The organism is Raoultibacter timonensis (genome assembly GCF_900240215.1).
GTDB lineage: Bacteria > Actinomycetota > Coriobacteriia > Coriobacteriales > Eggerthellaceae > Raoultibacter > Raoultibacter timonensis.
In genome coordinates this window covers 834719-845489 of the sequence record NZ_LT964681.1, presented here as the reverse complement: position 1 = coordinate 845489, position 10771 = coordinate 834719, and the positions used below count along the sequence as shown (strand labels likewise).

General features: G+C 60.7%; 10 protein-coding genes. 6 read left to right on the top strand and 4 right to left on the bottom strand.

The genetic code is table 11. The features are described 5' to 3' along the window. A partial coding sequence (locus C1722_RS17045) for a DUF1177 family protein (RefSeq protein ID WP_180995307.1) occupies positions 1–550 on the bottom strand: 550 nt, incomplete at its 3' end. 259 nt (positions 551–809) lie between these two features. Between C1722_RS17045 and C1722_RS15620 the strand changes: the two genes are divergently transcribed. The 4 genes from C1722_RS15620 to C1722_RS15600 all read left to right on the top strand — a co-directional run bounded on the left by C1722_RS15620 (position 810) and on the right by C1722_RS15600 (position 5124). Continuing rightward, a complete protein-coding gene (locus C1722_RS15620) occupies positions 810–1907 on the top strand; it encodes an S-methyl thiohydantoin desulfurase family protein (RefSeq protein WP_102380252.1) in 1098 nt (365 codons plus the stop codon). Further along, positions 1907–3487, top strand: a complete 1581-nt coding sequence (locus C1722_RS15615; RefSeq protein ID WP_102380251.1) for a hydantoinase/oxoprolinase family protein — start codon at positions 1907–1909, stop codon at positions 3485–3487. The genes C1722_RS15620 and C1722_RS15615 overlap by 1 nt, the downstream gene beginning before the upstream one ends. A 9-nt stretch (positions 3488–3496) precedes the next feature. Beyond that, on the top strand, positions 3497–4333 hold the full coding sequence (locus C1722_RS15610) for a nitrilase-related carbon-nitrogen hydrolase (RefSeq protein WP_102380250.1): 837 nt from the start codon (positions 3497–3499) through the stop codon (positions 4331–4333). A gap of 566 nt (positions 4334–4899) precedes the next feature. After that, complete coding sequence (locus C1722_RS15600; protein WP_102380248.1) at positions 4900–5124, top strand: hypothetical protein; 225 nt, start codon at positions 4900–4902, stop codon at positions 5122–5124. 60 nt (positions 5125–5184) lie between these two features. Here C1722_RS15600 and C1722_RS15595 read toward each other — a convergent pair whose 3' ends face one another. The 3 genes from C1722_RS15595 to C1722_RS15585 form a co-directional block, all read right to left on the bottom strand. Then, the gene (locus C1722_RS15595) at positions 5185–6519 is read right to left on the bottom strand and encodes a purine-cytosine permease family protein (RefSeq protein ID WP_244902612.1); all 1335 of its coding nucleotides are present in this window, start codon (positions 6517–6519) and stop codon (positions 5185–5187) included. A 204-nt stretch (positions 6520–6723) separates the two neighbouring features. Continuing rightward, positions 6724–7167: a GatB/YqeY domain-containing protein gene (locus tag C1722_RS15590; RefSeq protein ID WP_102380247.1), complete on the bottom strand. Its 444-nt coding sequence runs from the start codon at positions 7165–7167 to the stop codon at positions 6724–6726. Positions 7168–7284: 117 nt separating this feature from the next. Then, entirely contained in the window at positions 7285–8097 is an 813-nt protein-coding gene (locus C1722_RS15585) for a prepilin-type N-terminal cleavage/methylation domain-containing protein (protein WP_102380246.1), read from the bottom strand. 249 nt (positions 8098–8346) lie between these two features. On the opposite strand from C1722_RS15585, the gene C1722_RS15580 reads away from it, so the two are divergent. Together C1722_RS15580 and C1722_RS15575 are read left to right on the top strand one after the other, a co-directional pair. Beyond that, positions 8347–8835: a PH domain-containing protein gene (locus tag C1722_RS15580; protein ID WP_102380245.1), complete on the top strand. Its 489-nt coding sequence runs from the start codon at positions 8347–8349 to the stop codon at positions 8833–8835. Between the two features lie 3 nt (positions 8836–8838). Further along, a complete protein-coding gene (locus tag C1722_RS15575) occupies positions 8839–10749 on the top strand; it encodes a PH domain-containing protein (RefSeq protein WP_244902611.1) in 1911 nt (636 codons plus the stop codon). Positions 10750–10771: the final 22 nt, after the last annotated feature.

Genomic DNA, 10771 nt, shown 5'->3' with positions numbered 1-10771 from the left:
CCGTGGGCGAGATGGCGAAACCGCGGTAGTTCGCGATGCGATTGCCCTTGGTGGTGTCCACGACGAGGATGGCATCGAGCTCGTCGGTGACCTCCTCCTTGTTGACGGCTGCGGTCGCCACGGGCGATCCCATGAACGGTACGGGTTTGTGCGGCATCGTGGGCGCATGGGGACACACGTGAGTCGAGACGAACACGTCGCCTGCAAGCACGTCGCCCTTGCGGCGCATGTCGATGAGCTTCGCTGCGCACGAGAGCGCGACAAGCGCTCCGTCGCCGTCGGATACGAAGCCGATGCGCTCGGGACGTGCGCCGAGGCCTCCGAGGCGGCCGAGCAAGCCGATGGTGGGAGCGCTGCCCCCGACCGATTTGCCGCGCGAACCGGGAATGCGGATGCGCACCATGTCGGTTGTGCCCTTGGCGCTTGCCAGCGGATAGGCCTCGACGTTGCAGTCGGGATCGATGGCTTCCATAAACGCCTTGACCGCCTCGCCGCTTGCAGCGGGCGAGTCGAGCAATTCGTACAGATCGAGCAGATGTTTGAGAAGCATCGGTCCTCCTTTGACGCGCAATCGTTCGGTTCTCGGTACGGCACTTGATTTTACCTCGTATTTCGCCGATCGTGGTTTGCTCTTAAGGTAAGGTTCTATACAATCTCATTTTGTATACAGGTTCCCGTACGCGGGCGGCGCAATCGAATCGCCGCTTGCGTGTGGTGCGCGGTGCGCAGCTGTCGGAGGAGCGACGAGGTTCGTCCGATGCGGCAGCACGTAAACCGTGCACGTGGTGAGACCATGAAAGGTGCGATATATGAGAAGGATGATCGGTGTCAAAGAGATCGAGGACATGGCGCTCGGCGCAACGGTCCTCGGCGCTGGGGGCGGAGGAGACCCCTACGTCGGCAAGCTGATGGCCATCGAAGCCATCAGGCGCTACGGCGAGGTCGAGCTCATCACGCCCGACGAGGTTCCCGACGATGCGCTCGTGGCTGTTTCGCAGATGATGGGCGCTCCCACCATCATGGTGGAGAAGATCTGCAGCGGAGCCGAGCCCATGGCCACCTACGACGAGCTCGTGAAGGAGCTGGGCGAGGAGCCCTACGCCATCTACGCGGTTGAAGCGGGTGGCGTGAACTCCACGATTCCGTTCATCCTGGCTGCCACGCGCGGCATCCCCGTGGTTGATTGCGATCTCATGGGCCGCGCTTTTCCCGAGCTGCAGATGGTCACGCTCAGCATCAACGGCGTCAAGGGCCTGCCTGCCGTGCTCGCCGACGAGAAGGGCAACACGGTTACGGTGCGCGGCATCGACGACAAGTGGCTCGAGCGCATCGCCCGCCAGGCCACCTCGGTGATGGGCGGCTACACCATCCTGGCCTCATACCCTTGCACGGGCAAGCAGCTCAAGGATTTCTGCATCCCCAACACGCCGACGCTCTGCGAACGGATCGGGCGGACCCTGCGCGAGGCGCGCGAGCAGCATGCCGATCCCATCGATGCCGTGCTCGAAGTGACGAACGGGTTCCGCCTGTTCCGCGGCAAGGTGGTCGATGTCGAGCGCAAGACCGACGGTATGTTCGTGCGCGGCCAGGCTGTGGTGGACGGCCTCGACGAGGACAAGGGCAGCCGGATGGTGATCGAGTTCCAGAACGAGAACCTCATTGCGCTCCGCGATGGCGAGCCGGTAACCACTTCCCCCGATCTCATCATGTCGCTCGACATGGAATCGGGAACGCCCGTGACCACCGAGGGCCTCAAGTACGGCGCGCGCGTCGTGGTCGTCGGCATGCCGTGCGCGCCGCAGTGGCGCACGCCTGAAGGCCTGGCCGTGGTGGGGCCACGCGCCTTCGGCTACGATGTCGACTATCTGCCTGTTGAAGAACGCATGGCGAAGGGAGGACGAGCATAATGGCTCAGACGACACGGACCTGGCGCCTCGGCATCGACGTCGGCGGCACGAATACCGACGCGGTCATCATCGACGGCGACCTCAACCTCGTCGCGGCAACGAAAAGTCCGACGACCGAAGACGTGATGGGCGGCATCAAGGCCGCAATGCATGAGGTGGTCACCCAGATCGGACCCGAAGATGCGGAAAACATCGGATTCGCGATGCTCGGCACCACTCACTGCACGAACGCCATCGTCGAGCGCAAGCGCCTCAACAAGGTGGTGGCTCTGCGCATCGGCGCTCCGGCAACCACGGCCATCAGCTGCATGGCCGATTGGCCCGAGGAACTCAAGAGCGCCATGGGCGTACGCGATTTCATCGTCCACGGCGGCAACGAGTTCGACGGCCGCGAGATCAGCGAACTCGGCGAAGACGAGATCCGCGACGTCGCCCGTACGGTGCGCGAGGAAGGCTTCGAGTCGATCGCGGTGACGAGCGTGTTCTCTCCGGTGTCTGACGCCCACGAGAAGCGCGCGGGCGCAATCCTGCGCGAGGAGCTCGGCGACGAGTTCCCCATCACGCTCTCCTCCGAAATCGGTTCGCTCGGATTCCTCGAGCGCGAGAACGCTTCGATCTTAAACGCAGCGCTCCACGATGTGGCGCAGACCACGGCGTTGAGCTTCGAAGCGGCGCTTGCCGCCGAGGGGCTCCATGACGTAGCGGTGTACCTCGGCCAGAACGACGGTACGCTCATGTCGGTCGAGTACGCGAAACGCTATCCCATCTTCACCATCGCCTGCGGTCCCACGAACTCCATCCGCGGCGCATCGTTCCTTACGAAAGAGAAGGATGCCGTGGTCGTCGATATCGGCGGCACGACGACCGATGTGGGCGTGCTCGCCCACGGCTTCCCGCGCGAGAGCATGGTGGCGGTCGAAATCGGCGACGTGCGCACGAACTTCCGCATGCCCGATCTTGTGTCGGTAGGCCTCGGCGGCGGCTCGATCGTGCGCAAGCGCGACGACGGCCGCGTGACGGTGGGCCCCGACAGCGTGGGCTACAAGGTGACCGAAGAAGCGCTGTGCTTCGGCGGCTCAACCCTCACGGCCACCGACATCGTGGTGGCTAAGGGGCTGGCCGCAGGCGTGGGCGATCCTGCGCTCGTGGCCGACCTCGACGCCGATCTGGTCGATGCGGCGTACAAGGAGATCATGCGCATCATCGAGGATGCCGTCGATGCGATGAAGACTTCGGCGGGCGACGTGACGGTGATCCTCGTGGGCGGCGGTTCCATCCTCGCGCCGAGCACGCTCGAGGGCGCCGATCCGGTGCTCCGCCCCGAGAACTTCGGCGTGGCGAACGCCATCGGCTCGGCTATCGCGCAGGTGTCGGGCCAGATCGCCAAGGTGTTCTCGTTGTCCGAGACGCCGCGCGACCAGGCTATCTCGCAATCGAAGGAACGTGCGTGCGCTGAGGCTATCGAGGCGGGCGCCGATCCCGAAACCGTCGAGGTCATCGACGTGGAAGACATCCCGATGGCGTATCTGGGCGATGCGCTCTGCATTCGCGTGAAGGCCGTGGGCGATCTCAACCTGTAAGGAGTACCGATGGAAACGACAAAACGCACGCCGATGAAGATCGCGCTCATCCAGTTCGAGGGAGCGATCTGCGAGGTGGAGGCGAACACCGCCCACGCGTGCGACCTCATTGCCGAAGCGGCCGGCAACGGCGCCGATCTCGTGGTGTTGCCCGAACTTTTCTCTACGGGCTACAACCTCGACATCGTGGGTCCGCGCATCCTCGATCTGGCCGAGCGCGTCGATGGGCCTACCGTTGCGGCCCTGCGTGCGGCCGCCCGCGAGAACAACGTGTACGTGATTGCGGGTTTGGCGCTCGTTAAGGAGCAGCTTCCCGCGGTGGCCTTCAACAGCTCGGTGTTCATCGACCGCACAGGCGAGCTCATGGGCACATTCGACAAGGCGCACCTGTGGGCGCTCGAGCGTTTCTACTTCCGTTCGGGAAACGAGCTTCCCGTATTCGACACCGAATTCGGCAAGGTCGGCGTCATGATCTGTTACGACATGGGATTTCCCGAGGTTGCGCGCATCCTGGCCCTCAAGGGCGCCGAGCTCATCGTGTGCCCGTCTGCCTGGTGCGAGGAGGACCACGATGTGTGGAACTACAACACGCAGTGCCGCGCGCTTGAGAACACGGTGTTCTTGGCTGCCGTCAACCGCCATGGGCGCGAAAACGATCTCTACATGGGCGGCCACACGCGCGTATGCAACCCGCGCGGCGCAGTGATTGCGGAGCTAGCCGAAGAGGCCGAAGGCATTCTCTATGCCGAACTCGATTTCGAGCAGCTCAAGACGTTCCGCACCGCGAGCCCCTACCTGCGTGATCGCCGCCCCGATTTGTACGACGAGGTGAAGCTCTGGCCGTAGAGCTACGGCGAAATGTTGCTGCAGCTGTTTTTCACACGACGCGCTCGATCCTATCGTCGGATCGGGCGCGTCTCGTTATGCGTGCGCCTCATCTGCGAGCGCGGGACGCCGGTGTCGCCGCCATGTGCCGTAGACGGGCGGGCCGACCCCGGCGCGCACCGAATCCTGGGTTTGTGGCAGAAAAACGACGATATTCGTTGTTCGGGCCTCTTCCGAGTGGCGAGGCGCACGGCCACCGCGCGAGACCTCCGCATCACGCCCGATCAGAAAGATGGCTGGGAAACCGACACCGAGGGAAGGATTCGACGGCGACGAATAAGGCCCCTTTCCTGCCACGAGTTCGCCCTTCTGCCGCTGGGTCTGACTTTAGGCAAAGCCGAGGACACCATGTCGACCAGGATCAAGTAACCCAATATGTTACAGAAAACTTGCGGGGGGGGGCGTCTCTGCTATTGTTTGCAGATTGAAAAGCTATGCGTGCAGGTAATCGATTGCGAATGCTGTTTGCGACGGCGGTTGCATCGGGCGGTCGGTTACGAATGCACGGGGAAAGGGGCCGAAGATACATGGGCCTGATTGACGACATCGCTATGAAATCGGGATGCGAGTACGTGTCCGAACTCAAGTATCATCCGGAGCGATACCGCGCACACGAGGTGCTGAGTGCGCTGCCCGTCGAATCGTATAACGAGCGAGAATGGTGTGAGGCGGTTGCCTATCTCGTCGATGCAGAGGCTTCGTGCGAAGATCGCGAAGCGTGCAAGCATCGTTTGCTCGAATATTTCTCGTGAAAACAAAAGCGGCGTGCGAAATCTTCCCGCACGCCGCTTTTCGGTTTTGCTGAGACGAGCCTACAGAACCTGATCGGTTTCCTTGAACTCCACGACGTCGACCTTCTTAATGCTGCCGTAGATCTTCATGACGACCCAGTACAGCACGCCCGCGAGGATGAGCGAGTTCAAGCCGGGGATGCCGATGTTCATCATGCTCGTAACCTGGCCCACCACGAAGCCGGCGATCCAGCAGACGATGGCGATCGGGTTCCAGTTCTCAACCTTCTTGGGCAATTCTCCCTTGGCGCGTGATTCGTCGAGCTTCTTGCGGCTGCGGCGCAGCACGTAGTAGTCGATGACCATGATACCCGCAACGGGCGGAATGGCAACGCCGAGCAAGGTGAGGAAGTTGGTGAAGTAGTTGATGATGCCGATGACGGACAGGATCGTGCCCACGATGCCGAGTGCCCAGATGATCGTGTTGCGCTTGACCGTTTTGTTGAACAGCGCATTGATGAGCGTCATGAGACCGAGGCCCGACGAGTACAGGTTGATGTCGTTGAGCTTGACCGTCGAGGCGACCACGATGATGACGCCGATGATGCCCGAGGTGGCCATCATGAGATCGACGACGTTCTCGGTGCCCGTGGCGTGGGCGAGCATGACGGCGAGTAGGTTCATGCCGAGCTCGCCGATGAAGGTGCCGATGAGCGTCATCCAGAACACCTGGGTGCCGCCCTTGAGGAAGCGTGCGTAGTCGGGCGTGCATATGGCGCCCGCGATAAAGCCGCCCGCAACCATGGTCGTTGCCGCTCCGAGCGAAAGGGCTGCTCCCGGGGGAGCCATGCTCACGAGTTCGGCAAGCGTGTGATCCTGCAGGATCACCCACGTGGCGTAGATGACGACCGCGATGAAAACGGGTACGAAGATGGTTGCGAAGTTCGCGATGGCCTTGATGCCGAACACGACGAGCAGCGTGATGCCAATGCCCGTGATGATGGCCCAGACGGGATACTCGAAGTCACCGAGGAAATCGGTGAAACCGACGATGGTGGCCATGCCCTGACCGAATACGGCGTTCTGTACGCCGAACCAGCCGACCATCGAAATGGCGACGACGCCGCCGAACAGTGCCGAACCGCCCTTGCCGAAGCCGGCCCATCGAGAAAGCAGGCTTGTCGAGAGGCCTTCGTGGGCTGCTGCGGTTCCAAGTGCCCAGCTGACCACCTGAAGCAGTACCGAGCCGAGCATCGTAGCCAAAAACGCGTCCCAGAACGTCATGCCGAAACCGAGAGCGGCTCCGAGCATGAGCTGCGAGACGCAGCAGATCGCGCCGATCCTGATGAAGAGAATCTTCCAAAACGGCTGTTTCGCTTCATCAGGTACGCGCGATAGCGAGTAATCGTTATCCATGGCAATACCTTTCATCCGTCTACCTTGCAAACCGTATCGCGAACGCGGAGCGGTTCGCAGATTCGAGTTAGCGTGGAATTATACCTTGTAACCTCTTCAACGAATGTATGAAATGAAAAGTTAACCATTCAAAGGAGCGATACGGGCGGTACGCGAAAAAGCGGACCCGTAGGTCCGCTTTCGGGCAAATGATGCGGTGATGCTTTACGAGAGCTTCGCGCCCAGTTCCTTTGCCGCCGCCGCTTTATCGAAATTGCCGCCCGTCGCCTGGGTAAGCGCTCCCATGACGCGGCCCATGTCCTTCTTCGTCGAAGCGCCCGTTTCCGCAAGCACCTGATCGATCAACGCGATCAGGGCATCTCCCGAAACCTGCTCGGGAAGATATCCTTCGAGGATGGCTACCTGTTCGGTCAGCGTGTCGGTGCGCTCTTGGTCGGTGCCGGCTTTGATGGAGCCGTCGAGCGTTTCCTTCGTCTGCTTGATGAGGCGCTTGAGCATGTCGTCGACGTCTTTTTCGGTGATGTCGCGCCGCTCGTTCACTTCGATGTTCTTGATCTCGCCGTGAAGCTGCCGCAGGATGGACAGACGCACCTTGTCCTTGGCTTTTATGGCTGTTTTGATCTCGTCTTGCAGTTCGCTGTAGTTCATGATTGCCCTCTTTCGGCTCGCGCTATGCTGTTGTATCGGAAGTCAGCATCAGTATAGCGCATCGAGGCAGCGAGCTCTCGGCTGCAAGGCATGGGCGGGCGAACTGGTGCAGACCCGTTATCCTTCGACGAAGCGCCCGTCGACGAGTTCGACCTTGTTGTCCTTGTTCTTTTCGAGAATGGCTCTCATGTCGCTCTCGTTCTTCGCGATCCCCTCGCCGTTCGGGTTCGAGGTGACGCGGTACCACTGGCCTTTGCTGCCGCTGCCGAGCAAGCCGGTGTTGTCGCAGATGTAGTAGGCCGTCCAGTCGGTGGCGCTCGGATCTTTGTTCGTACCGGCGTAAAGAAACGTCGTGTTGGCGCTGTTGCCGTAGCTTTTGAACTCGATGTAGAGAGTTTTGTCGTTGCCGTCTTTGTCGAAGCCGGTAACGGAAGGCCACGCCGTGATTCCATGCTCTTTGGCATATTGCTTGCGGATGTCGGGATCGCTTGTGAGCCTGTTTCCGTCCTTGTCGGTGAACTGGTGCCACGCCCCGTTGAAGGTTTCCTGCACCCAGTACCACATGCTCAGGTCGACGCCCAGTCCGTGCTTTGAGCACTGCACGACGATGTGTCCTTCGCCGTCGTCGCTCTTGATCGAGTAAGCGCCGCCCGTCGGGCAGGTGGTTTCGTTATTCTCGGCTTTCATCTCGTCGAGGCATTTTTTGAACACGGAATCGGAATTCTTGTCGTCGCCGAGCGCGTAGTTCGCCAAGAACATCGATTGGATGGAGCGGCGGTTGGCCTCGCATGTGGCATCCTCGGCTTTACCGAGGGCTCCTGCGAACAGGGGTACGGCGATAGCGATGAGCACGAGCAGGATGGCAACTACGACGAGGAGTTCAGCCAACGTGAACCCTGCACGATTCTTTTTCGATGTGCGCTCCAGCATACATACCTCGTTTGACGGAAACAATACAACGGTGCCAGCCCGTCGCTTGCAGATAAAGCGCTCTCGGGAGTCAACGAACGCTGATGTTGAAATATTACTAAATAAGTTCTATATGCACAACAGACGCGAGGGCGATTCCGTTGCGTCCGATTAGCTCATCTGGTTACAGGTTTGTAAGATCATCAAAGGATTCGGCAGTTCTTTGGTATCATTGTTGCGTCAATTACCGATCGCGCGAGAAAGAAGCCGATGAGAGACCTTCCAAAGGATCAACTGAATCCTAAAATCAAAAACGTATGGCGCATTAACGATGCAATTTGGCTTACGGTGGCGTTTCTCTGCCTCTTCATACCGTTCCTTATCGCGCTTATCGTCGAATCGGCTCCGTGGATCGGCATCACTTTGGCGGCTATTGCCGCCCTGTATGTGATCGGGCTTATCGTGTGGCTCGTTATCCTGCCGCCCATCAGATTCGTGCGGTGGCGCTATGAGCTTTCGGAAGACTACCTCGATATTGCGCGCGGCATCGTGTGGCGCAAGCGCTTCATCATCCCGTTCATCCGCGTGCAGAATACCGATACGAGGCAAGGGCCCATTCTCCGAGCGTTCGGCCTGTCGAGCGTCACCGTGTCGACTGCTGCCGGCGAGCATGAGATCCCCGGCCTCGAGACGCACGTGGCCGAGCAGCTTCGCGACCGCGCGGCCGAGCTTGCCCGTATCGCCCAAGAGGACGTGTAGGCCATGACCGAAGAGCAGCGAAGCCCCGAATCCGGCATGCCGCCCGTGCCGCCGAGCGCGTCGGGCGAACAGCAGCCGGTACAGCAGGCTTCCCAACAGCCTGCGTACGGCCAGTATCCCAACGGCGCGTATCCGCAGCAGAACCCTGCCGAGCCGATGCGCCATAAGGTTCACCATAGCTATATCTGGCTCGGTAGCCTGCAGGTCGCCGGCATGCTCATCGTGATCGCGTTCTTCTCCGTGTTCTCTTCGGTGATCGGGGCGATCGCCGACGGCGAGAGCATCGGGCGCGCCGACGCCCCCGTTTTGCTCATTGTCGGCATTGCCGTGATCGTCGGGCTCATCGTTATCGTCGGTTTGACGGCGCTCATCCAGACGCTCTCGTACAAGCACCTCTATTACGAGCTCGGCCCCGACGAGTTCAACCTGTACTCGGGCATCTTCAACAAGAAGCGCGTTCACGTACCTTACCAGCGCATCCAGTCGGTCAACCAGAAAGCGACGCTCGTCCAACGCCTTGCGGGCGTGTGCACGGTCAACATCGATACGGCGGGCGGTTCGGCGAACAAGGCCATCACGATCCCGTATCTGCAGAACTCCGAAGCCGAGCGTCTCCGTACCGAGTTGTTCGCCCGCAAGCAGGCGATTCTCTCGGGTCAAGCCGCCCAGGCAGCGGGTCGGGCGAACGTCGTGCAGGGCCAGCCGGGGGCCGTCTATCCGGCCGGGCACCCCCTTGCGGGCAACGTGCTCGACATGCCCGCCGAAATCCTTACCGACGTGCGCGGTGTATTCGGCGGCGCCGCCGTCGATACGGGCCGCGTTTCCTACGAGTACGGGATGAGCAACAAGGAGCTCGTGCTGACGGGCCTGTCGAACAACACGGGATTCATTCTCATCGTTTTGGCCGCACTCGGCTCGGTTGCGGGTCTTGCCGAGCAGATTCTTTCGACGGCCATCGGACGCATGCTCGTCGACAACGGCGTCAACTTCGTGATGCAATCGTTTGCGGGCAACACCATCTGGGCGATCACGGGCGTCGTGGTCGTAGTGTTTCTTGTCGTGTGGGTGCTTTCGATTATCGGAACGTGCATCTCCTTCGGCGGGTTCAAGGCGCGCAGGCGCGACAGTCGCATCGAGGTTGAGCACGGTCTTCTGCAGCACCAGTTCCACGGCGTCGATATCGATCGCGTGCAGTCGGTGATCATCAAGCAGAGCTTCATCAGGCGCTTGCTCGGCTACTGCGAGCTTTCGCTCGGCAAGATCGATGCGGTGACCGAAGGCGAAGAGGGTCAGCAGAAGAGCCTCAACCCGCAGGGCCTCGTCATCCATCCCTTCGTCAAAATGAACCGCGTTCCCGAAATCCTCGCCGGGCTCGTCCCCGAGTTCGCCGACGTGCCGACCGACAGCAGGCCGGTTGCCAAGGTTGCGCTCAGGCGCGCTATCATCCGTCGCGGTATCCTGCAGGGCAACGGGTTCTGGCTTGCTGTCGTGGTGGTTGTCGGCCAGCTGCTCGCAAACGCCCTTCTGCCTTCGACCGAGCCCGATGCCGCAAGCATACTGTTCTTCGTGAACACCGGCGCCATCGTGCTCTACGTGCTGTGCGCGTTGCTGCTCGTGCTCGATATCATCGGTGCGGTTCTGTGGTACCGGGGTTCGGGCTTTTCGTACAACCGTCGGTTCATGCAGGTATCCAACGGCGGCTTCTCCCGTGAAAGCGTGAGCTTCCCGCGCAAGAAGATACAGTACGGCTTTTTGAAAACGAATCCGTTCCAGCGCAACGCCCGGGTGGCGACGATCAATGCGAGAACGGCGGCAGGTGTGGGCGGAACGACGTTACGGCTTATCGACGTAAGCGAACAGGATGCAAACACATGGCTTGATTGGGTAAAACCCGGTGGAAGTATGGTACAGTAAGCAATCATGAGCGAGCGTACCA

Coding starts and splice junctions, on each gene's coding strand:
- C1722_RS15615 (WP_102380251.1), top strand. CDS start 1,907: ATGGCTCAGACGACACGGACCTGGCGCCTCGGCATCGACGTCGGCGGC.
- C1722_RS15600 (WP_102380248.1), top strand. CDS start 4,900: ATGGGCCTGATTGACGACATCGCTATGAAATCGGGATGCGAGTACGTG.
- C1722_RS15580 (WP_102380245.1), top strand. CDS start 8,347: ATGAGAGACCTTCCAAAGGATCAACTGAATCCTAAAATCAAAAACGTA.
- C1722_RS15585 (WP_102380246.1), bottom strand. CDS start 8,097: ATGCTGGAGCGCACATCGAAAAAGAATCGTGCAGGGTTCACGTTGGCT.
- C1722_RS15590 (WP_102380247.1), bottom strand. CDS start 7,167: ATGAACTACAGCGAACTGCAAGACGAGATCAAAACAGCCATAAAAGCC.
- C1722_RS15620 (WP_102380252.1), top strand. CDS start 810: ATGAGAAGGATGATCGGTGTCAAAGAGATCGAGGACATGGCGCTCGGC.
- C1722_RS15595 (WP_244902612.1), bottom strand. CDS start 6,519: ATGGATAACGATTACTCGCTATCGCGCGTACCTGATGAAGCGAAACAG.
- C1722_RS15610 (WP_102380250.1), top strand. CDS start 3,497: ATGGAAACGACAAAACGCACGCCGATGAAGATCGCGCTCATCCAGTTC.
- C1722_RS15575 (WP_244902611.1), top strand. CDS start 8,839: ATGACCGAAGAGCAGCGAAGCCCCGAATCCGGCATGCCGCCCGTGCCG.